This is a genomic window from Pseudomonas sp. PDM15 (assembly GCF_014851565.1).
Taxonomy (GTDB): domain Bacteria; phylum Pseudomonadota; class Gammaproteobacteria; order Pseudomonadales; family Pseudomonadaceae; genus Aquipseudomonas.
The window spans coordinates 428,518-449,937 of the sequence record NZ_JACVAA010000002.1; the positions used below are offsets into that span (position 1 = coordinate 428,518).

Below are 21,420 nucleotides of genomic sequence, written 5' to 3' on the forward strand. Positions count from 1 at the left end.
GTTAACCCAACTGTCGGCCGGATGGACTCCAACTTGAACCGGCGCTCGCTACACTTTCGACTCAGGCCGCACGCATTGATTCAGCCACGGGCGTCGCTCTCGACGCGGCGTTCCGCTAACATACGCCGCTTTTTTCGCAGCTGGGGCATTTCATGGCAAGTAGTGGCATTGTGCAGTACCAACCGGGGCAACGCTGGATCAGCGACAGCGAGGCGGAACTCGGCCTGGGCACCATCCTCACTTCCGACGGCCGTCTGCTCACCGTGCTCTATCCGGCCACCGGCGAAACTCGCCAGTACGCCCTGCGCAACGCCCCACTGACCCGCGTGCGCTTCGCCCCGGGTGACGAGATTACCCACTTCGAGGGCTGGAAGCTGACCGTGCAGGAAGTCGAGGACGTCGACGGCCTGCTGGTCTACCACGGCTTCGATGCCCAGCACGCACCCTACAGCCTGCCGGAAACCCAGCTGTCCAACTTCATCCAGTTCCGCCTAGCCAGCGACCGCCTGTTCGCCGGGCAGATCGACCCGCTGAACTGGTTCGCCCTGCGCTACCACACCCTGGAACACCAGAGCCGCCTGCTGCAGTCCAGCCTGTGGGGCCTGGGCGGCGCCCGCGCCCAGCCGATCGCCCACCAGCTGCACATCGCCCGCGAAGTCGCCGACCGCATGGCCCCGCGCGTCCTGCTGGCCGACGAAGTGGGCCTGGGCAAGACCATCGAGGCCGGTCTGGTAATCCACCGCCAGCTGCTCTCCGGCCGCGCCAGCCGCGTGCTGATCCTGGTTCCAGAAAACCTGCAGCACCAGTGGCTGGTGGAGATGCGCCGCCGCTTCAACCTGCAGGTCGCCCTATTCGATGCCGAGCGCTTCGCCGAGAGCGATGCCAGCAACCCGTTCGAGGACACCCAGCTGGCGCTGGTCTCCTTGGAATGGCTGAAGGACAGCGAGAAGGCCCAGGACGCCGCCTTCGCCGCCGGCTGGGACCTGCTGGTGGTCGACGAGGCGCACCACCTGGTCTGGCACACGGAAAAGGCCAGCGACGAATATCGCCTGGTCGAACAGCTGGCCGAGACCATCCCCGGCGTGCTGCTGCTCACTGCCACCCCGGAACAGCTGGGCCTGGAAAGTCACTTCGCGCGCCTGCGCCTGCTAGACCCGGACCGCTTCCATGATCTGGATGCCTTCCGCGCCGAAAGCGCCAACTACAAGCCGATCGCCGAGGCGGTGCAGGAGCTGCTCGATGAGGGCCGCCTGTCCGAGAAGGCCCATGCCACCATCAGCGGCTTCCTCGGCAACGAGGGCGAGGCGCTGCTGGCCGCCGTCACCGATGGCGACAGCGACGCCGCCGCGCGCCTGATCCGCGAGCTGCTCGACCGCCACGGCACCGGCCGCCTGCTGTTCCGCAACACCCGCGCCGCCGTGCAGGGCTTCCCCCAGCGCGAACTGCACCCCTACCCGCTGGCCAACCCGGTGGAGTACATGGAGCTGCCGCTGGGCGAGCACGCCGACCTCTACCCGGAAGTCAGCTACCAGGCCCAGGACAGCAGCGAAGACACCCGCTGGTGGAAATTCGACCCGCGTGTGGACTGGCTGATCGACACCCTGAAGATGCTCAAGCGCGTGAAGGTGCTGGTGATCTGCGCCCACGCCGAAACCGCGATGGACCTGGAAGACGCCCTGCGTGTGCGCTCCGGTATTCCGGCCACGGTGTTCCACGAGGGCATGAACATCCTCGAGCGCGACCGCGCCGCCGCCTACTTCGCCGACGAGGAATTCGGCGCCCAGGTGCTGATCTGCTCCGAGATCGGCTCCGAAGGCCGCAACTTCCAGTTCAGCCACCATCTGGTGCTGTTCGACCTGCCGGCCCATCCGGACCTGCTCGAGCAGCGTATCGGCCGCCTCGACCGCATCGGCCAAAAGCACGTCATCCAGCTGCACGTGCCGTACCTGGAGAACAGCCCGCAGGAGCGTCTGTTCCAGTGGTACCACCAGGCGCTGAACGCCTTCCTCAATACCTGCCCGACCGGCAACGCCCTGCAGCACCAGTTCGGCCCGCGCCTGCTGCCACTGCTGGAAGACAGCGACGACGGCCTCTGGCAGACCCTGCTGGACGAGGCCAAGGCCGAGCGCGAGCGCCTGGAAGGCGAGCTGCACAGCGGCCGTGACCGTCTGCTGGAACTCAACTCCGGTGGCGCCGGCAACGGCCAGCAGTTGGTCGAGGATATCCATGAGCAAGACGACCAGTTCGCCCTGCCGATCTACATGGAAGAGCTGTTCGACGCCTTCGGCATCGACAGCGAGGACCACTCCGAGAACGCCTTGGTGCTGCGCCCAAGCGAGAAGATGCTCGACGCCAGCTTCCCGCTCGGCGACGACGAGGCGGTGACCGTCACCTACGACCGCAACCAGGCCCTGGCCCGCGAGGACATGCAGTTCCTCACCTGGGAACATCCCATGGTGCAGGGCGGCATGGACCTGGTGCTGTCCGGCTCGATGGGCAACACCGCCGTGGCGCTGATCAAGAACAAGGCGCTGAAACCTGGCACTGTGCTGCTCGAGCTGCTCTACGTCAGCGAAGTGGTGGCGCCCAAGGCCCTGCAGCTGAGTCGCTTCCTGCCGCCGGTAGCCCTGCGCAGCCTGCTCGACCCCAACGGCAACGACCTGGCCAGCAAGGTCGCCTTCGACACCCTCAACGACCAGCTGGAGACGGTACCGCGCGCCAGCGCCAACAAGTTCGTGCAGGCCCAGCGCGACGTGCTGGCCAAGCAGATCAACGCCGCCGAGGCGAAGATCGCACCGCGCCACAACGAGCGGGTGAGCGAGGCGCGCCAGCGCTTCACCGCGACCCTGGATGAGGAAATCGCCCGCATGACCGCCCTGCAGGCGGTCAACCCGACGGTGCGCAGCAGCGAGATCGAGGCCCTGCGCAAGCAGCGCGAGAGCGGCCTGGCCTTCCTCGACAAGGCGGCCCTGCGTCTGGAGGCGATCCGGGTGCTGGTGGCCGGCTGACCTGTTCGGCAAAACAAAAAAGGCAGCCTCGGCTGCCCTTTTTCATTGCCGCGCGACTCAGGCGCCGCCGATCTTGGCGCGCATCTTCTCGCACATCTTGGTCATCTCGTCGTAGATGACCTGCGGCTGCTGGCGCTTGATGGCCCAGGCCATACGGCCCTGCTCGTGGGGCAGAATCATGAACTCGCCCTTGGCCACTTCGTCGTAGACATAGGCGGCGATGTCCGCGGCGCTGATCGGGCTGCCTTCCAGCAGCTTGCCGACCTGCTGCTTCATCTCCGGGGTCGGGCCACGGAACGAGTCCAGCAGGTTGGTCTGGAAGAACGACGGGCAGACCACGTGCACCGCCACTTCCTCGGGCTTGAGTTCGATCAGCAGGCTCTCCGAGAGCGCCACCACGCCGGCCTTGGCCACGTTGTAGTTGCTCATCGCCGGGCCTTGCATCAGCGCCGCCATGGAGGCGATGTTGATGATCTTGCCCTTGCTGGCGCGCAGCAGCGGCAGGAAGGCCTTGCAGCCCTTGATCACGCCCATCAGGTTGATCGACAGCTGCCAGTCCCAGTCTTCCAGGCTGAGGTCGGCGAAGAAGCCACCGGCCGCCACACCGGCATTGTTGACCAGCACGTCCAGACCGCCGAAGCGCTCCTCGCAGGCCTGGGCCACGGCAGTCAGCTGGCTGTAGTCGCGCACGTCGCAGCGCAGGGTGAAGCCATCGCCACCAGCCTCGCGCACCAGCTTGAGGGTTTCCGCCAGGCCGGGTTCGTTGACGTCGCACAGCGCCAGGCGCCAGCCTTCACGGGCCCAACGCAGGGCGATCTCGCGTCCCAGACCGGAGCCAGCGCCGGTGATCATCATGCGGTTCTGCATACTGCTTTGCCTTTTGTTCTGTGGTGAAGTTGGGCCGAGTGTAGCCAAGGCATCCCGCGCGGCGGCACTGAATCAGGCGGCTGAATGACGGGCCACAAGTGCCGCCAGAACCTGTCCATGTAGAGCCAGACAAGGCAAAAACGGTCGAGGAAGCGCAGTTTACGAGTGGTAAATGAGCATTCCGAGACCGCTTTTAACGCCGTATGGCCGACAGCCAGGAGATCGTGGACAGGTTCTCATTGCCCTGCCCCGTCGAGGCGCTGAGTCACCGCCAGAATCAGGCTGGCGGTGAGCTTGCTGCGCTCCACCGTGCCCATGAAGAAGCCCTCGGCATTGACCACCGGCAGGCTGTCGGTGCGCAGCTGCTCCATACGCTCCAGCGCCTCACGCCGCGAAGTGCTGCTGGCCACCGCCGACTGCACGCCAACGAAGCCCGGCAGTTTGCTCAGCTCGTCCCAACTGGCCGCGTCGCTGCTGTTGAGCAGGCGCTCGAACTGCTGGTAGCCGGAGTCGCCAGCCACCCGCAGGTAGCCAATCAGATTGGCCGCATTGAACATGCCGAACAGCTTGCCGTCCGGCCGGTTGACCACCACCACACGCAGGTAGGAACTGCCGGACAGCGACTCCAGATAGGTCTTCAGTGCCTCGCCGTAGTAGCCGCCATGGCCCAGGCGCAGCTCCAGGGCCTCGATGCGCTTTTCGATCAGCACCCGCAGCTCGTTGATGCCGCCCTTGCCGGCCATCTGCATCACCTGCACGGCATCCTGCACGGTCAGCTGCTTGGCCGGCGCCACCTGCTCCTTGATCTTGCCTTGGGCGGCATCGGCCAGCAGCTCGCTGAGGTCGGCCTTGACCCCGAACATGTCGATGCCCTTGAGCTTGCCGGTGGCCAGCGCCACCACCAGCAGCGGGATGACCAGGAACACCAGGTCGATGGTCTTGATCTCGTACTTGCCGGCGGAGAACACCCGCAGCAATAGCGAACAGGCCACTAGCACCGCGCCGGCGATCAGTAGAAAGAGGATGGTTGAGGCTTGCATGGCACGCGCTCCTTGCCGATCCGGGGATCAACCCGCACCCGACACGCCCCTCCGGCGCGCCACGGCAAGTGCAAAACGGGTACCGCAGTTCTAAAGCTAGGCCCGCGGAACCCTTGTGTTAGAGCAGTTCGCGATAACCGCTCCGCTCAGCGCCGCGGCAGGCGCCGAAGCAGCCACAGGTAGACCGGCACGTTGATCGCCGCCACCACCGCGCCGAGCCACAGCTGGATCTGCGGCGTCAGCCCGGCCGGGTAGATCAGCGGGATCAGATAGTGTTCGACGAAGCCGCCGTCATAGCCGGCCTGCCCCGCCGCCTGGCGCAGCCGGTTCTCCAGCGGCGTCAGCGGGCAATACAGGTGCAGCAGCTCCACCGCCACGCCCCACGCCGCCGCCGGCAGATGCAACAGCGCTAGACGCGGCCAGCGCAGCACCAGCAGGCCGCCGCCGAGCACGAAGAGGATGAACAACAGGTGCACCACCACGACCGCATCCGCGGCCAATCGCAACAGCATTGCATTCTCTCCGGCAGCGCGCGGCGCTCATCTCTTGAATTATTTCACGGCAAACTCGGCGCCATTAAACAGCCACCCAACGTTTATCGCCATATATCAATGAGTTAGCGCCAAAACGCGGAAGCTAAACATTCTTATTTATATTAATTTTTATATATAATTCAACGACTTATATTTGACCAAAAACAACTTACGGCGCAGACTTCTGCACTATCCAGCCGTATTCATTAACACCACTCAGGGCGAGGCGAATCATGAAAGGCGACAAGAAGGTCATTCAGCATCTGAACAAAATCCTCGGCAATGAGTTGGTGGCGATCAACCAGTACTTCCTGCACGCGCGCATGTACGAAGACTGGGGCCTGAAGAAACTCGGCGAGCACGAATACAAAGAATCCATCGACGAGATGAAGCATGCGGACAAGCTGATCAAGCGCATCCTCTTCCTCGAAGGCCTGCCCAACCTGCAGGACCTCGGCAAGCTGATGATCGGCGAGAAAACCAAGGAAATGCTGACCTGCGACCTCCGGCTGGAACAATCCGCAGTACCGGACCTGAAGGCCGCCATCGCCTACTGCGAGAGCGTCGGCGACTACGGTACTCGCGAGCTACTGGAAGACATCCTCGAATCCGAGGAAGAGCACATCGACTGGCTGGAAACCCAGCTGGGCCTGATCGACAAGGTCGGCCTGGAGAACTACCTGCAGTCGCAGATGGACGAATGATCCATCCGTGATGAAATAAGCCCCGCCAGTGCGGGGCTTTTTACTAGCCGAGAAGCGACTGTAATAGCACCTTTCCCTCTGCCCACTCACCCAAGCCACTGTCGCCATTGATATGGCCGCAGGCACCGACGTTGTGCCAGCGACTTCCCCATCGAGTGGCGGCGCCATGGGCGTGTTCCAGGCTGCTGTAGGGATCGTCGCTGCTGGCCACCACCAGGCTCGGGAAGGCCAGTGGCAGGTCGGGCACCGGCACGAAGCCCTGGATGTTCAGCTCCTTGGCTGGCCCTTCCGGGTCGGGCGGGGCGACCAGCATGGCGGCGCGGATGCGCTGGCGGGTCTGCGCGGCCCAATGGGCGACCAGGCCACAACCGAGGCTGTGCGCGACCAGCACGGTCTGCGGCCCGCTGGCCGCCACGGCTTGCTCCAGGATCTCGACCCATTCCGCGCAGACCGGATTCCACCAGTCGCGCTGCTCGACCCGACGAAAACGCGGATCCTGGCGTTGCCACAGGCTCTGCCAGTGCTCGGGACCGGAGTCGCCATAGCCGGGGATGATCAGAAAGGTCGTATCCATCGCGTTGACTGCCTTGTCGAAAAACCTGCGCACACCATGCAGCAAGCACGGCGCAGGCTCAAGCGCGGGCTCAGCCGGCGCGAGACTGGAAGTAGAACACCCGCCAGCGCCCTTCCCCATCGCGGCGCAGCTCAACCGTCATCAGGCAGGGGCTCTTCTCGAAACGCAGTTTGACGCTGGGCATTTCCACCTCGTGGCCCGCCAGCCCGCGGCGCAGGCGATTGCCATTGGACTGGGGCGGATGCGGCTGCCCTACCAGAGGCAGATGCTCCGCCGAACATAGCTGGCGAGCAGCAAAGGGCTGGAACTCCGCCAGGTCGCGCCCCACGAAGCTCTGCCTCTTGAGCGTCAACTCGTAGGCCTGCTGCAGATGTCCCTCCTGCAGCAGCGTGAGGAACTCGCGGGCCACGCCAGCCGCCGCCGAATGGGCATAAGGCGCCTTCAGCCAGGCATAGCCGCCCGCCCCTACCGTCAGTAGCGCAACCAATCCGAGCAGCACCGCCGTACGCCGCTTCATAGATCCACCCCGTCCACGTCACGGAACAGCCGGCCGAGCTGGCGCAGCAGCCACAGCAGCAGGTTCACCGGCAATTCGACCAGCAGCTCCAGCACATCGAACCAGGGGCTGTCCGCCTGCCGATTGCGCGGCCACAGCCAATAGGCCAGCAGGAAGCACAGCGCCATGCCGAGCAGACAGGGCCACAGCGGCCCGCCCGACAGGCCATGCACCAGGCAGGCAATGCCGGCGAGAAACACCAGCGTCGCCAGGAGCGCGCGCAGCGTCTCCATCAGCCGATCACTCGCGAATGACGAACAGCTTGACCACGAACCACTCCGCGCCCTTGTACAGGTAGCCCAACGGCCCGTAGATAGTGGCCGGTTTCGGCGGTACCTGCTGCTCCAGCGAGACCCGGATGGTGGACATCTGGATCTGGTCCTTGAGGACGCGCATGCGCGCCTCCATCGAGTCGATCTCCGACTGGATGCGATTGAGCTCCGCCTCGATCAGCAGGATGTCCTTGACGTCCTTGGCCTTGGCCAGCAGGTCGCGGAAGCGGTCGCGCAGGGCCAGGTTGTTCTTCAGGCGGGTTTCCACGTCGACGTACTGTTCGGTGACGTCCTCGCCCTTGACGTGGCGGCGCTGCACGGTGCCGCTGCGCTCGACGTCACCCAGCGCCTCATTGAAGGCGTCCTTGGGCACGCGGTAGACGAAGCTCTGGCTCTGGCTGCCGTAGTCACTCTTCTCCTCCACATAGCCGCCGAGGGCGATCATGCGCGCGCTCAGCTGCTCGGCGGACTTGGCGAGGTCGACCACTTCCACGGAAAAGTCGGCGGTCCATACCAGCAGGCGGCCGCTGGTCTTGCCCTGTGTGGGCGCATAACCGGCATTCACCGGCTCGGCACCTGCGCCGCCGACATCGCCGCCCTTTGAGGAGCAGCCCATCAGCAGGCTCAGGCAGACAGTCAGGGCAATGGCGCCCCAACGGCAGAAAAACGTGTTCATCCTTGAGAGTCCTCGGTTCATCCATGCGAATGGGCGGCGATCATACAGTCGCCCATAAAAAAGGGCAGCCCGAAGGCTGCCCAGTCACACGGAGATATTGCTCAGTGAGCCGAGGCACCGCTGGCGCCGAGGCCGGTCTGCGAGCGCACGAACTGCGGGTAGAAGCGTGCACGCTCCTCGTCTGCAGCGCTGGACTTGTCGGTGATGGAGAAGAACCAGATACCGATGAAGGCCACGGCGATGGAGAACAGCGCCGGATACTCATAGGGGTAGATCGGCGCGGCATTGCCGAGGATCTGCACCCAGATGGTCGGGCCGAGGATCATCAGGCCCACCGCGGTGATCAGGCCCAGCCAGCCGCCGATCATGGCGCCACGGGTGGTCAGCTTCTTCCAGTACATGGAGAGGATCAGCACCGGGAAGTTGCAGCTCGCCGCGATGGAGAAGGCCAGGCCGACCATGAAGGCGATGTTCTGCTTCTCGAAGGCGATGCCCAGGCCGATGGCCAGCACACCGAGGATCACGGTGGTGATCTTCGACACGCGCAGCTCATCCTTCTCGTTGGCCTTGCCCTTCTTGATCACGCTGGCATACAGGTCGTGGGACACCGCCGAGGCGCCGGACAGGGTCAGGCCGGCAACCACGGCGAGGATGGTGGCGAAGGCCACGGCCGAGATGAAGCCGAGGAACAGGCTGCCACCCACGGCATTGGCCAGGTGCACCGCCGCCATGTTGTTGCCGCCGATCAGCAGGCCGGAGGCGTCCTTGAAGTCCGGGTTGGTGCCGACCAGCAGGATCGCGCCGAAGCCGATGATGAAGGTCAGGATGTAGAAGTAGCCGATGAAGCCGGTGGCATAAAATACCGATTTGCGGGCTTCCTTGGCGTCCGAGACGGTGAAGAAGCGCATCAGGATGTGCGGCAGGCCGGCGGTACCGAACATCAGCGCCAGGCCCAGGGAGATCGCCGAGATCGGGTCCTTCACCAGGCCGCCGGGGCTCATGATCGCCTCGCCTTTCGGGTGAGCCTTGACTGCCTCACTGAACAGGGTGCCGAAGTCGAAGCCGACGTGCTTCATCACCATCAGCGCCATGAACGAGGCGCCGGACAGCAGCAGCACCGCCTTGATGATCTGTACCCAGGTGGTGGCCAGCATGCCGCCGAACAGCACGTAGCAGACCATCAGGATGCCGACCAACACGACCGCCACGTGGTAGTCGAGGCCGAACAGCAGCTCGATCAGCTTGCCGGCGCCGACCATCTGCGCGATCAGGTAGAAGGCCACCACCACCAGCGAACCGCAGGCGGACAGGGTGCGGATTTCCTTCTGCTTGAGACGGAACGAGGCAACGTCGGCAAAGGTGTACTTGCCCAGGTTGCGCAGGCGCTCGGCGATCAGGAACAGGATGATCGGCCAGCCGACCAGAAAGCCGATCGAGTAGATCAGGCCGTCGTAGCCGGAGGCGAATACCAGGGCGGAAATACCCAGGAAGGACGCCGCCGACATGTAGTCACCGGCAATCGCCAGGCCGTTCTGGAAGCCGGTGATGCCGCCACCGGCGGTGTAGAAGTCGGCCGCCGACTTGCTGCGCTTGGAGGCCCAGTAGGTGATGTAGAGGGTGAAGCCGACGAAGGCGACGAACATGACGATGGCCGCCATGTTCAGCGGCTGACGCTGCACCTCGCCTTCGAGGGCGCCGGCGGCCCACAAGGCCGGGGCGGCGACCATCAGGCCGATGGCGGTGAGGAGACGCGCGATCATTTCTGCACCTCGTCCAGGATTTCCTGGGTCATGCGGTCGAATTCGCCGTTGGCGCGCTTGACGTAGATGCCGGTCAGCACGAAGGCCGAGAGGATCAGGCCGACACCCAGCGGAATGCCCAGGGTCATCGGCGAGTCGTCACTGATGCGGGTGCCGAGTAATTGCGGATCGAAGGCGATCAGCAGGATGAAGGCCACATAGAGGCCGAGCATGATGGCGGAGAGAGTCCAGGCGAAGCGGTCGCGGGTGGCGACCAGCTCCTGGAAGCGCGGACTCTGCTCGATCCGCTTGTAGACGCTGTCGTTCATTGTTGTTGTCCTCCACAGCACGAGTTACTGGTGAGGCCACTCTGCGAGCGACTGGCGAGGCGAGACAGACGACCTTAGTCGTAACCTCCGACCGTTTGCGACCAAAGTCTTAGCACCGCCGCGACACGCTTGGCATTTGGTACGAACGTCTATACTCACGGCTTCCCAAGCCTGTAGTTTCCTCCTTGCACCCTGTCCGTGAGGTCGCCTGCTATGGATTGGCTAGGTCTGCGTTTTCTTACCAGCAAGCCCGAAGGGGCACAGATTCTGCTCGACTGCAGCCACACCCCATCGCTGGTGGTGCTGGCCTATCTGCTCGCCTGCGTCGCCGGCTACGCCACGCTCAGCTTCGCCGAACGGGCCGGCCATGCCGAACGCGCCGAGGCGCGGCGCAACTGGTGCGCGGTGGGCGCCCTAAGCCTGGGCGGCGGCGTGGGGGGTATGCACTTCATTGCCATGCTCGCCTTCCAGGCGCCGGTTACAGTGCGCTACGACCTGCCGACCACGGTGTTCTCCCTGCTCATCGTGATCCTCGCCGCCCTGCTGGCCATGCCCGGCCTGGCCAAGGACCAGCCCAGCCTGCGCCAGCGCCTGCAGGCGGCGCTGTGCATCGGCTTCGGTATCGGTCTGATGCACTACAGCGGCATGGCCGCCATGCGCTCGGAGGCGCAGCTGTACTACCGTCCGGGACTGTTCGCCCTGTCCCTGGTGATTGCCGTGGTCGCCAGCCTGGCGGCTCTGCAGCTGTCGCTGTTCTTCCGCGGCCGCGAGGGCTTCCTCCATCAGCTGCTGCGCATCATCGCCAGCCTGGTGATGGGTGGCGCCATCGTCTCCATGCACTTCACCGGCATGTGGGCCCTGGAGATGGTCGTACCACTGGGCACGCCGCTGCAGTTGCAGAGCCCGGCCAATGCCCTGCAGCTAGGCCTGAGCATCGCCCTGATCGCCCTCCTCGCCATCGGTGGCGGACTCGGCGCGGCCTGGGCCGACCGCAAGCTGCAGCGCAAGGAACACGACCTGCTGCGGGTCAACTCGCTGCTCAGCCAGCTCAACCAGGCCCGGGCCTCGCTGCAACAGGCCGCCCATTACGACCCACTGACCAACCTGCTCAACCGCCGCTCGTTCAACGAAGTGTTCGCCGAGAAACTGAGCAGCCATGCCGCTCAGGGCAAGGCCCTGGCGCTGATGTTCCTGGATATCGACCACTTCAAGCGGATCAATGACAGCCTCGGCCACGACGCCGGCGACCAGTTGCTCAAGGAAGTGGCCGAGCGCATCCGCCACACCGTGCGCGACCAGGACGTGATGGCGCGCTTCGGCGGCGACGAATTCTGCATCCTGGTCAGCCTCAGCAATATCGAGGAGGCCCGCGCCCTGGCGCGGCGGATCATGGCGCGGATGAAGAAGCCGATCACCCTGGCCCGCCGGCATATGGTGATGACCACCAGCGTCGGTATCGCCATTTACCCGCGCGACGGCGAGACCTGCGAGGAACTGCTCAAGCACGCCGACCTGGCCCTCTACCAATCCAAGGGCAGCGGCCGCAACGCCGTGCACTTCTTCAGCGAGCACCTGCGCAACAAGGCGAGCATGGAGCTGGAGTTGGAAGAAGAGTTGCGCCAGGCGCTGAAGAAGGACCGCGGCCTGCTGCTGCACTATCAACCGATCCTCGACCTCGGCAGCGGGCGCGTCGGCAAACTGGAGGCCCTGGTGCGTTGGGAACATCCGCGCCTGGGCCTGCTCAGCCCCGACCGCTTCATCGGCATCGCCGAGGCCAACGGCTTCATCGGCGAACTGGATGCCTGGGTACTGCGCCGCGCCTGCCAGGACCTGCGCCAGCTCAGCCAGAAACATGCGCACCACGACCTGCGCGTGGCGGTGAACTGCTCGGCGCTCAACCTCAGCCACGACGACCTGCCGGACGAAGTGGCGCGCGCCCTGAAAGCCTCCGGCCTGCGCGCCCAGCGCCTGGAGCTGGAGGTGACCGAGAACGCCCTGATGAGCAACGTCAACCAGGCCCTCACCCTACTGCAGCGCATCCGCGACCTGGGCGTCGGCATCTCCATTGACGATTTCGGCACCGGCTACTCGTCGCTCGCCTACCTCAAGCGCCTGCCCCTGGACACCCTGAAGGTCGACCGCTCGTTCATGCTCGAACTGCCCAGCGCCAATGCCGACCGGCAGATCGTCCAGGCCATCGTCGGCATGGCCCACACCCTCAACCTTCAGGTAGTCGCCGAAGGCGTGGAGAACGCCGAGCAGCTGACCTTCCTGCGCCAGCTGGGTTGCGACTATATCCAAGGCTATCTGCTCAGCAAGCCGCGGCCCCTGGAAAGCCTGGCGCAGTTTCTGACCGACTTCGAAACCGGCCGGGCCGGCACCGAGGTGCTGCCGGTCGAGGAGCGCGCGGAGAAAATCGATCTGCTTAAATCGATATAGCTTGACTATCAAGACCATGGGCAAGGCCGATTTCCCTGCGTCGGCAGCCACCGCTAAGGTTCACCTCAACAAAGAACAATTCTCATTCATCGAGGTGCGCCATGCTCAAGACAGTGACCTTCACCCTCATGCACTTCTGCATCGCCTTCAGCGTGGCCTACGCACTGACCGGCAGCGTCACGGTGGGCGGGCTGGTGGCGGTGGTCGAGCCGCTGTGCAACTCGGTGGGCTTCTACTTCCACGAGAAGTTCTGGCAGCGCTTCGAGAAGCCGGGCCAATCGCGCGATGCGATTCCCAAGCACGCCTGGTTGCATCATCACGCCTGACACCACATTGCGCCCGAACTGTCCGCGGGCGTCCGGCTTCCGCTAAGATGCGCGGCTTTGCCACCTCGCAGCAGCAGCCGACATGACCTCCAGCCCACGCGCCACTCTCCTGCCCTACCTGTTCGCCCTTCTGCTCGCCCTCGCGGCTCTCGGCGCCGCCTGGTACGGAGTCGGCCGCCCCGTGCAGCTGGCCGATGCCGCTACCCCGACGCACAAGCTGCAGTGCGCCTCCTACACACCGTTCGGCAAAGACCAGTCGCCCTTCGACCAGCCGCTGCAGATCCGCCGCGAACAGGTGGAAATCGACTTCGCACAACTGGCCACGCGCTTCGAGTGCGTGCGTACCTACTCGCAGATCGGCCTGGAGGCGCTGCCCGAACTGGCCCGCAAGCATGGCCTGAAACTGCTGGCCGGCGCTTGGGTGAGCAGCAACCCGGTGGACACCGAGCTGGAAATCAAGGCACTGATCGCCAACGCCAAGGCCAACCCAGACGTGATCCAGGCCGTGATCGTCGGCAACGAGGCCCTGCTGCGCAAGGAAGTCACCGGCGGCCAACTGGTCAAGCTGATCGAGCGGGTCAAGGCCGAGGTCGAGCAACCGGTGACCTACGCCGACGTCTGGGAGTTCTGGCTGCAGTACCCGGAAGTAGCGCCGGCGGTGGACTTCATCACCATCCACCTGCTGCCCTACTGGGAAGACGATCCCACCGGCATCGACGCCGCGCTGACCCAGGTCGCCAGTGTGCGCCGCACCTTCGGCAACGCCTACGCGCCCAAGGACATCCTGATCGGCGAGACCGGCTGGCCCAGCGAGGGCCGCCAGCGCGAGACGGCGCTGCCGAGCCGGGTCAACGAGGCGCTGTTCATCCGTGGCTTCGTCAAGCTGGCCGAGGAAAACAACTGGCACTACAACCTGATCGAGGCCTTCGACCAGCCCTGGAAACGCGACAGCGAAGGCGCCGTCGGTGGCTACTGGGGCTTGTTCGACGCAGACCGCCAGGACAAGGGCATTCTCGCCGGCCCGGTATCCAACCTGCCGCACTGGCCGCTGTGGCTGGGCGCCAGTGGCCTGCTGCTGCTCGCCGCGCTGATTCTTGCTGGTCGCCCGACATCCACCCGCGCCGCCCTGCTGCTGCCGCTTACCGCCGCCTTCGGTGCCGCCTGCGCCTTGGGCTGGAGCGAACTGGCGCTGATCACCAGCCGCTACTGGAGCGAGTGGCTGTGGGCCGCCGCCCTGCTCGGCCTCAACCTGCTGGTGCTGGCCCATGCTGTGCTGGCCCTGTCGGCACGCGGCGGCTGGCGCGAACGCGCCTTTGCCTGGCTTGAGGCTCGCGGCGGCTGGTGGCTGGCCGCGGCCGGGTTCGCCGGTGCGGTGCTGATGCTCGGCCTGGTATTCGATTCGCGCTACCGCAGCTTCCCCAGCCTGGCCCTGCTGCTGCCGGCACTGGCCTATCTGTGCCGCCCGGTACGTGCGCCGCGCCGCGAGATCGCCCTGCTGACCATCATCGTCGGCGCCGGCATCGCCCCGCAGCTGTATCAGGAAGGTCTGCACAACCTGCAGGCCATCGGCTGGGCGCTGACCAGCACGCTGCTGGTTGGCGCCCTGTGGCGCAGCCTGCGCCTGTCGCGCGGCTGAAGGACGGGGCAAGGATGCCCAGACTGCTGCTCGTAACGCTTATGGCCTTGGGCCTGGGCGCCTGCGTACCCTACCCCGCCTACCGCACCACCCAGCCCGAGGCCGAGCTGCGGGTGCTGGACGAGCAGGGCCTACCTCTGGTTGGCGCCAGCGTCACGCTGATCGGCCGCGCCCACCCGACGCCTATCGAGCAATCGCGCGAAACCCGTCTGACCGATGCCGACGGCATCGCTCGCTTTGCCAGCCGACATGCGTGGCAGAGCGAAGTGCTGTTCCTGCACGGCCGCCTGGATTACTACTGGGAGTGGTGTGTGACGGCGCCGGGAAGCGGCACCGTGCTCGCGCCCTATCACGCGCCGCGGCAGGTGGTGCAGCTGCGGCCTGGTGTTGCCGAGCCCTGCCCGGCGCCCCGACGCTAGAGGGGAATCAGGCAGCGCGCGGCGCCCGTACCAGGCGCAATCCGGCCAGCACCAGGGCGAACACCGCCAGGCTGGCGCTGTACAGGACCAGCGCCGGAATGCCGACGAACAGGGCCAGGCCCGCCAGCACGCGACCGACCTTGCCCGGCGCGATGAAGCCCAGCACGGCCAGCACCAGTGACGTCCAGGCGATCACCCGGAAGTGGATCAGGTAGCCGAGCCCGGCCCGGGCCTGGCATTCCCAGCGCGCTGCCTGCTCCACGCAGGTGCCCACCCACTGGCCATCCTCCATCAGGGCGAAGCGCACGCCGTAGCTGGCCGCCAGCCACAGTGGCAACACCAGCAGCAACAGCAGAAGGGGAAAATGGCGGGACATCTTGGCGCTCCGGTGGTCCGAAAAAGGCGCCCAGCTTAATCCGCTCGCGCCCGAGCGCAAGACCGAAACACTAGAATTGCCCTCATGAACGCCCGCCGCCTGCTATTCACCCTGCTCCTGCTGACTGCCCTGGCGCTCGGCTGGCAGTGGCTGCGCCCGTCTCCCGAGCCGCCAGTGGCCACGCCGGACGGCGTGATCCGCGTCAACGGCCACACCATCACACCACTGCAGCCGTTCCAGCTGGAGGCCTTGGTGCTGGGCCGCGAGAACTATCGCTTCGACCGCGGCGCGCGGGTATCGCCCACCGACCTGGCCCTGGGCTGGGGGCCGATGGCCGACCCGCAGGTGCTGGCGCGCATCGACATCAGCCAGGGCAACCGCTGGTACCGCTGGCGCACCGACGACTTCCCCATCCCGCGGCGCGACATCGAGACCCACAGCGCCAACATGCACCTGATCCCGGCAGACGCAACCGTGGCCCATGCGCTGGAACGGGTCGAGCCGGGCCAGCGCATCAGCCTGGCCGGGCAGCTGGTAAGGGTGGATGGCGATGATGGCTTCCACTGGCTCAGCTCGCTGAGCCGCGACGATATCGGCGAAGGCGCCTGCGAGCTGATCTGGGTAGAGAGCCTCAGTTCACTCGATTAAACGAAACGGCACTCCCGGTGCTTGCACTTGTCATAAGCCCGGTATTCACTGCAGCAGTCCTTCGCCAAGGAATTCGGCCATGCCTCGCCTTCCCCTCCTTGCCGCCCTGTTCGGCGGTCTGTTGTTCGGTGCGCCCGCGCTGGCAGCCGATGTTCCTCTCGCCGGCTACGGCTACCCGCTGGACAACCCCTTCGAGGCGACCATCGCCAGCACGCCGCCGGAATTGCGCCCGGAGCTGCCCAGCGACGATGACATCGACCAGGCCGACTACGACCTCAAGCTGCGCCCCGAGCGGGAGTTCGAGCTGCCGGATAACTTCTGGCCGGTGAAGAAGCTGCGCTACCGCCTGGCCGAGCAGGACGGCCGCGCGCCGCTGATCTTCATCATCTCCGGCACCGGCGCCAGCTACGCCAGCGGCAAGACCGAGGAGCTCAAGCGCCTGTTCTACAGCGCCGGTTACCATGTGGTGCAGCTGTCCTCGCCGACCAGCTACGACTTCATGAGCGCCGCCTCGCGCACCGCCACTCCCGGCCTGTCGCGCCAGGACGCCGAGGACCTGTACCGGGTGATGATGGCCGTGCGCGCCCAGCACCCGAAGCTGGACGTCAGCGAATACCACCTCACCGGCTACAGCCTCGGCGCGCTCAACGCGGCCTTCGTCAGCGAGCTGGACGAGCGCCTGCGCAGCTTCAACTTCAAGCGCGTGCTGCTGCTCAACCCGCCGGTCAACTTGTACACCTCGGTGACCAACTTGGACCGCCTGGTGCAGACCAAGGTCGCCGGCATCGACAACAGCACCACCTACTTCGAACTGGTACTGAGCAAGCTGACCCGCTACTTCGAGGAGCAGGGCCACATCGACCTGAACGACGCGCTGCTCTACGACTTCCAGCAGTCGGGGCAGAAGCTGAGCAACGAGCAGCTGGCCATGCTGATCGGCAGCTCGTTCCGCTTCTCGGTGTCGGACATGGCCTTCACCGCCGACCTGATCAACCGCCGCGGCCTGATCACCCCGCCGCACTATCCGATCAAGGAAGGCACCAGCCTCACCCCGTTCTTCAAGCGCGCCCTGCAGTGCGATTTCGACTGCTACATCGTCGAGCAACTGATGCCCTACTGGCGCGAGAAGTACGACGGCGGCAGCCTGCCGCAGCTGGTCGACGAGGTCAGCCTGTACGCCCTGGAGAGCTACCTGAAGAAGAGCTCCAAGGTGGCGGTGATGCACAACGCCGATGACCTGATTCTCGGCCCCGGCGACATCGGTTTCCTGCGCCGCACCTTCGGCGAGCGCCTGACCCTGTACCCGCGCGGCGGGCATTGCGGCAACCTCAACTACCGCGTCAACAGCGACGCCATGCTGGAGTTCTTCCGTGGCTAGAAAATGGACTCTCTCGCTCGCCCTGCTGCTCGCCAGCGGCCTGGCCCAAGCCGATACCGCGGTGGATGAAGACGGCTTCACCAATCCCCTCGACCAGCTGCAGTTCAACCCCTACCTGGACCAGCGCGAGTTCGAGCGCTCCACCACCAGCGCGCTGCATGTCTACGACCCCTGGGAGCCATGGAACCGCCGGGTCTACCACTTCAACTACCGCTTCGACGAGTGGGTGTTCCTGCCGGTGGTGCGCGGCTATCGCTATGTCACCCCGGGCTTCGTGCGCAGCGGCGTGAGCAACTTCTTCGGCAACCTGGGCGATGTGCCCAACCTGCTCAACAGCCTGCTGCAGTTCAAGGGCAAACGCTCGCTGCAGACCACCGGGCGCCTGCTGGTCAACACCACGGTCGGCGTCGTCGGCCTGTGGGACCCGGCCACCCGTATCGGCCTGCCCAAGCAGAGCGAGGACTTCGGCCAGACCCTGGGCTTCTACGGCGTGCCGGACGGCCCCTACGTCATGCTGCCGCTGCTCGGCCCGTCCAACCTGCGCGACACCGGCGGCAAGGTGTTCGACTTCGTCGCCGAGAGCCAGATCAACTACCTCAACGTGGCCGAGGTCAGCAGCGATCATCCGGAAATCACCGCCCTGCGCGTGGTGGACCTGCGCAACACCACCAACTTCCGCTACGGCCAGCTGAACAGCCCCTTCGAGTACGAGAAGGTGCGCTACGTGTACCGGGAGGCGCGCAAGCTGCAGATTGCAGAATGATCCATTCCATAGATATATAAGCGGCAAATTTCGCAACCATCCATTCAATTCATGGCGATAGCATGGGCGCATTCCATAGATGGAGGTGCCCCATGACCCAGTTTCGCCAAGTGATCACCCAGCACATCGGCCAGCCCGCCTCGGACGGCGCCGGCGTACGCCTGACCCGCGTGTTCGGCGGTGCCGGCATCGAGCGCTTCGATCCCTTCCTGATGCTCGACGAATTCGGCTCGGAGAACCCGGACGACTACATCGCCGGCTTCCCGCCGCACCCGCACCGCGGCTTCGAGACCATCACCTACATGCTCGAAGGGCGCATGCGCCACGAGGATCACCTAGGCAACGTCGGTCTGCTGGAAAGCGGCGGCGTGCAATGGATGACCGCCGCCCGCGGCATCATCCACAGCGAGATGCCGGAGCAGGAACAAGGCGTGATGCGCGGTTTCCAGCTCTGGCTCAACCTGCCAGCCAAGGACAAGCTGGGCGACGCCGGCTACCGCGACTATTCCCCGCAGGAAATCCCGCGCCTGACCACCGAGGGCGGCGTGGGCGTGACGGTGATCGCCGGCCGTTTCGACGATGGCCAGGTGCAACAGGATGGCGCCGTGCAGCGTCCGCATACCGCGCCGCAACTGTTCGACCTGCACCTGCCGGCGGGCAGCCGCCTCTCGCCGCGTCTGGCCGATGGCCAGAGGGTGATGCTCTACGTCTATGAGGGCGAGCTGGCGGTCAATGGCCACACCATCGGCCAGAGCCGCCTGGCGCGCCTGTCCGACGCCGGCGCCATCGAGATGGGCAGCGTCGGTGGTGCGAGAGTGCTGCTGATCGCCGGCACGCCGCTCAACGAGCCGATCGTGCAGTACGGGCCCTTCGTGATGAACAGTCGCGAGGAGATCGAGCAGGCCTTGCGCGACTTCCGCGATGATCGCCTGACTGCTTAGCTCACAGACGCCGCTGCAGCCTCCGCCGCCTCTTCGGCTACGCCGAGGAAGCGGCATAAGGCACCCTTCTGCGCCATGGCGTCCTGGTAGCCCAGCTCGATCAGCTCGTTGCAGTAGCCCGGCTCGAACAGCAGGTAGCTGAGCACGCCGGCACCGCTGGCACGGGTGGCGCCCGGGCCGCGCAGGAAGAAGCGCATGGCCTTGGGCAGCTCGTGGCGGTGGCGGGCGGCGATCTGGTCCAGCGGCTGGCTCGGCGAAATCACCAGCACTTCCACCGGCTTCAGGCCAAGGCCGCGCGGGTGCAAGCCGGACGGCACCAGGCCGCTCATGTGGTTGAGCCGTTCCAAGGTCTCGATATCGCCTTCCAGGCTGTCGATGAAGGTGCTGTTGAGCATATGCCCGCTGATTTGCGCCAGGGTCGGCGGCAGGCCGCTGCGCGGACGCACCACCTGCTGGTTGGCGCCCTTGCCCAGCGGGTTGCCGCTCACCCCCACCACCAGCACCCGGTTGGCGCCCAGGTGCAGCGCCGGGCTGATCGGCGCCGACTGGCGTACCGCGCCATCGCCGAAGTATTCGCGGTTGACCTTCACCGGCGGGAAGATCAGCGGGATCGCTGCGCTGGCCAGCAGGTGTTCCAGGCTCAGACGCGTGGGTACGCCAACACGGCGATGGCGGAACCAGGGGTCGATGGTCGCGCGGCCCTGGTAGAAGGTCACTGCCTGCCCGCTCTCGTAACCGAAGGCCGTCACCGCTACCGCGCGCAGCTGGCGCATGCGCACCGCCGCGGCGATGCCGGAGAAGTCCAGCTCGCGGCCGAGCAGGCCACCCAGCGGCGAGCTGTCGAGCAGCGCCACCGGCAGGTCCTTGCCCATGCCCAGCAGGCTGTGACCGAAGAAGCGACTGGCCTGGCGCAACACGCCGGACCAGTCGCTGCGATACACGTCGCCACAGTGGAAGGCCTGCCAGACCTCGGTCAGCCGGCGCACCGCGCTGGCGAAATGCAGGGCGCCGCAGGCCAGGCCGACAGCGTTGATGGCGCCGGCGGAGGTACCGACGATCACGGGGAAGGGATTGCGGCAGGATTCGCCGAGCAGGTCGGCGATGGCACCCAGCACGCCCACCTGATAGGCCGCTCGGGCTCCGCCGCCGGAGAGGATCAGCCCGGTGACGGGCCGCGCTGCTTCTACTGCTTGGGTCATGGGGCGTTTCCGCTTTTTTTAGCGAGTATAGGGGCCCGCTACTTGCCGCGCTTGCGATACAGCTTGGGCTCGCCTGGCGGACGCGTCTTGAAGCGCCGGTGGGCCCACAGGTACTGCTCGGGGTGCTGGCTGACCGCCTGCTCGATCCACTGGTTGATGCGCAGGCAGTCGGCCTCCTCACTCTCGCCGGGGAAATTCTCCAACGGCGGGTGGATCACCAGGCGGTAGCCGGCGCCGTCGGCCAGGCGCTCCTGGGTGAAGGGCACCACCAGCGCCTTGCCCAGGCGGGCGAACTTAGTGGTGGCGGTGACGGTGGCGGCCTGGATGCCGAATAGCGGCACGAAGATGCTCTGCTTGGGGCCGTAGTCCTGGTCCGGCGCATACCAGATGGCACGGCCGGCGCGCAGCACCTTGAGCATGGCACGGATGTCCTCGCGCTCGATGGCGGTGGCGTCCAGGTTGTGGCGCTCGCGGCCGCGGCGCTGGATGTAGTCGAACAGCGGGTTCTTGTGCTCGCGGTACATGCCGTCGATGGTCTGCACCCGCCCCAGCAGCGCCGCGCCGAGTTCCAGGGTGGTGAAGTGCAGCGCCATGAGGATCACCCCCTGCCCCTGCCTCTGGATCTCCTGCAGGTGCTCCAGTCCCTCGATGCGTCCCAGGCTGGCCAGGCGCGGCTTGGCCCACCACCAGCCCATGGCCGTCTCGAAGAAGGCGATGCCGGTGGAGGCGAAGTTCTCCTTCAGCAGGCGCTCGCGCTCATCAGCACTCAATTGAGGGAAGCACAGCTCCAGATTGCGCGCGGCGATATGCCGACGCGAGCCGGCCACCCGGTACATCACGGCACCCAGCGCCCGGCCCAGTACCAGCAGCACCCGGTACGGCAGCTGGGCGATCAGCCACAGCAGCCCCAGGCCCAACCACAGTGGCCAGAAGCGCGGATGGAGGAAATAGGCGCGAAATTGCGGGCGATCCATGGTGATTCCGAGCGAGCGACAAA

At 65.6% G+C, this 21,420-nt stretch carries 22 protein-coding genes; 10 read left to right on the forward strand and 12 right to left on the reverse strand.

Annotated features, from left to right (window positions below; translation table 11 throughout):
- Positions 1-152 precede the first annotated feature (152 nt).
- Complete coding sequence (gene rapA / locus IB232_RS06010; protein WP_192397625.1) at positions 153-3,008, forward strand: RNA polymerase-associated protein RapA; 2,856 nt, start codon at positions 153-155, stop codon at positions 3,006-3,008.
- 57 nt (positions 3,009-3,065) lie between these two features.
- Here rapA and IB232_RS06015 read toward each other — a convergent pair whose 3' ends face one another.
- The 3 genes from IB232_RS06015 to IB232_RS06025 form a co-directional block, all read right to left on the reverse strand.
- A complete protein-coding gene (locus IB232_RS06015; RefSeq protein WP_192397626.1) occupies positions 3,066-3,875 on the reverse strand; it encodes an SDR family oxidoreductase in 810 nt (269 codons plus the stop codon).
- A 236-nt stretch (positions 3,876-4,111) separates the two neighbouring features.
- On the reverse strand, positions 4,112-4,915 hold the full coding sequence (locus IB232_RS06020) for a CBS domain-containing protein (RefSeq protein WP_192397627.1): 804 nt from the start codon (positions 4,913-4,915) through the stop codon (positions 4,112-4,114).
- 146 nt (positions 4,916-5,061) lie between these two features.
- Positions 5,062-5,427: a DUF2784 domain-containing protein gene (locus IB232_RS06025; RefSeq protein ID WP_192397628.1), complete on the reverse strand. Its 366-nt coding sequence runs from the start codon at positions 5,425-5,427 to the stop codon at positions 5,062-5,064.
- Between the two features lie 254 nt (positions 5,428-5,681).
- Between IB232_RS06025 and bfr the strand changes: the two genes are divergently transcribed.
- Positions 5,682-6,152: a bacterioferritin gene (gene bfr / locus IB232_RS06030; RefSeq protein WP_192397629.1), complete on the forward strand. Its 471-nt coding sequence runs from the start codon at positions 5,682-5,684 to the stop codon at positions 6,150-6,152.
- A 43-nt stretch (positions 6,153-6,195) separates the two neighbouring features.
- Here bfr and IB232_RS06035 read toward each other — a convergent pair whose 3' ends face one another.
- From IB232_RS06035 to IB232_RS06060, 6 genes are all read right to left on the reverse strand, one after another.
- Positions 6,196-6,726, reverse strand: a complete 531-nt coding sequence (locus IB232_RS06035) for an RBBP9/YdeN family alpha/beta hydrolase (RefSeq protein WP_192397630.1) — start codon at positions 6,724-6,726, stop codon at positions 6,196-6,198.
- Positions 6,727-6,796: 70 nt separating this feature from the next.
- Positions 6,797-7,243, reverse strand: coding sequence for a hypothetical protein (locus tag IB232_RS06040; protein WP_192397631.1), 447 nt, complete (start codon positions 7,241-7,243; stop codon positions 6,797-6,799).
- Complete coding sequence (locus IB232_RS06045) at positions 7,240-7,515, reverse strand: hypothetical protein (protein WP_192397632.1); 276 nt, start codon at positions 7,513-7,515, stop codon at positions 7,240-7,242. Before IB232_RS06045 ends, IB232_RS06040 begins: the two co-directional genes overlap by 4 nt.
- Before the next feature lie 7 nt (positions 7,516-7,522).
- Positions 7,523-8,230 carry a DUF4349 domain-containing protein gene (locus tag IB232_RS06050; RefSeq protein ID WP_192397633.1) on the reverse strand — a complete coding sequence of 236 codons (708 nt, stop codon included), beginning with the start codon at positions 8,228-8,230 and terminating at the stop codon, positions 7,523-7,525.
- A gap of 101 nt (positions 8,231-8,331) precedes the next feature.
- Positions 8,332-9,990 (reverse strand): cation acetate symporter, encoded by a 1,659-nt coding sequence (locus tag IB232_RS06055; protein WP_192397634.1) that lies wholly within the window; start codon positions 9,988-9,990, stop codon positions 8,332-8,334.
- Entirely contained in the window at positions 9,987-10,298 is a 312-nt protein-coding gene (locus IB232_RS06060; RefSeq protein ID WP_192397635.1) for a DUF485 domain-containing protein, read from the reverse strand. The genes IB232_RS06055 and IB232_RS06060 overlap by 4 nt, the downstream gene beginning before the upstream one ends.
- A 213-nt stretch (positions 10,299-10,511) precedes the next feature.
- On the opposite strand from IB232_RS06060, the gene IB232_RS06065 reads away from it, so the two are divergent.
- The 4 genes from IB232_RS06065 to IB232_RS06080 all read left to right on the forward strand — a co-directional run bounded on the left by IB232_RS06065 (position 10,512) and on the right by IB232_RS06080 (position 15,118).
- Entirely contained in the window at positions 10,512-12,737 is a 2,226-nt protein-coding gene (locus tag IB232_RS06065; RefSeq protein WP_192397636.1) for a putative bifunctional diguanylate cyclase/phosphodiesterase, read from the forward strand.
- 101 nt (positions 12,738-12,838) lie between these two features.
- Positions 12,839-13,063: a DUF2061 domain-containing protein gene (locus tag IB232_RS06070; RefSeq protein WP_192397637.1), complete on the forward strand. Its 225-nt coding sequence runs from the start codon at positions 12,839-12,841 to the stop codon at positions 13,061-13,063.
- Between the two features lie 82 nt (positions 13,064-13,145).
- Positions 13,146-14,699 (forward strand): beta (1-6) glucans synthase, encoded by a 1,554-nt coding sequence (locus IB232_RS06075; RefSeq protein ID WP_192397638.1) that lies wholly within the window; start codon positions 13,146-13,148, stop codon positions 14,697-14,699.
- A gap of 14 nt (positions 14,700-14,713) precedes the next feature.
- Positions 14,714-15,118, forward strand: coding sequence for a carboxypeptidase-like regulatory domain-containing protein (locus tag IB232_RS06080; protein ID WP_192397639.1), 405 nt, complete (start codon positions 14,714-14,716; stop codon positions 15,116-15,118).
- 7 nt (positions 15,119-15,125) lie between these two features.
- Here IB232_RS06080 and IB232_RS06085 read toward each other — a convergent pair whose 3' ends face one another.
- Complete coding sequence (locus IB232_RS06085) at positions 15,126-15,494, reverse strand: hypothetical protein (protein WP_192397640.1); 369 nt, start codon at positions 15,492-15,494, stop codon at positions 15,126-15,128.
- 84 nt (positions 15,495-15,578) lie between these two features.
- Here IB232_RS06085 and IB232_RS06090 point away from each other — a divergent pair, with 84 nt between their 5' ends.
- The 4 genes from IB232_RS06090 (at position 15,579) to IB232_RS06105 (ending at position 19,224) form a co-directional block, all read left to right on the forward strand.
- Entirely contained in the window at positions 15,579-16,142 is a 564-nt protein-coding gene (locus IB232_RS06090; RefSeq protein ID WP_192397641.1) for a hypothetical protein, read from the forward strand.
- A gap of 79 nt (positions 16,143-16,221) precedes the next feature.
- Positions 16,222-17,520 carry a serine/threonine protein kinase gene (locus tag IB232_RS06095; RefSeq protein WP_192397642.1) on the forward strand — a complete coding sequence of 433 codons (1,299 nt, stop codon included), beginning with the start codon at positions 16,222-16,224 and terminating at the stop codon, positions 17,518-17,520.
- On the forward strand, positions 17,513-18,283 hold the full coding sequence (locus IB232_RS06100; RefSeq protein ID WP_192397643.1) for a VacJ family lipoprotein: 771 nt from the start codon (positions 17,513-17,515) through the stop codon (positions 18,281-18,283). Before IB232_RS06095 ends, IB232_RS06100 begins: the two co-directional genes overlap by 8 nt.
- A 92-nt stretch (positions 18,284-18,375) precedes the next feature.
- Positions 18,376-19,224 carry a pirin family protein gene (locus IB232_RS06105; RefSeq protein WP_192397644.1) on the forward strand — a complete coding sequence of 283 codons (849 nt, stop codon included), beginning with the start codon at positions 18,376-18,378 and terminating at the stop codon, positions 19,222-19,224.
- Here IB232_RS06105 and IB232_RS06110 read toward each other — a convergent pair.
- Positions 19,221-20,423 carry a patatin-like phospholipase family protein gene (locus tag IB232_RS06110; protein WP_192397645.1) on the reverse strand — a complete coding sequence of 401 codons (1,203 nt, stop codon included), beginning with the start codon at positions 20,421-20,423 and terminating at the stop codon, positions 19,221-19,223. The genes IB232_RS06105 and IB232_RS06110 overlap by 4 nt on opposite strands.
- A 38-nt stretch (positions 20,424-20,461) precedes the next feature.
- A complete protein-coding gene (locus IB232_RS06115; protein ID WP_192397646.1) occupies positions 20,462-21,397 on the reverse strand; it encodes a lipid A biosynthesis lauroyl acyltransferase in 936 nt (311 codons plus the stop codon).
- Positions 21,398-21,420 lie beyond the last annotated feature (23 nt).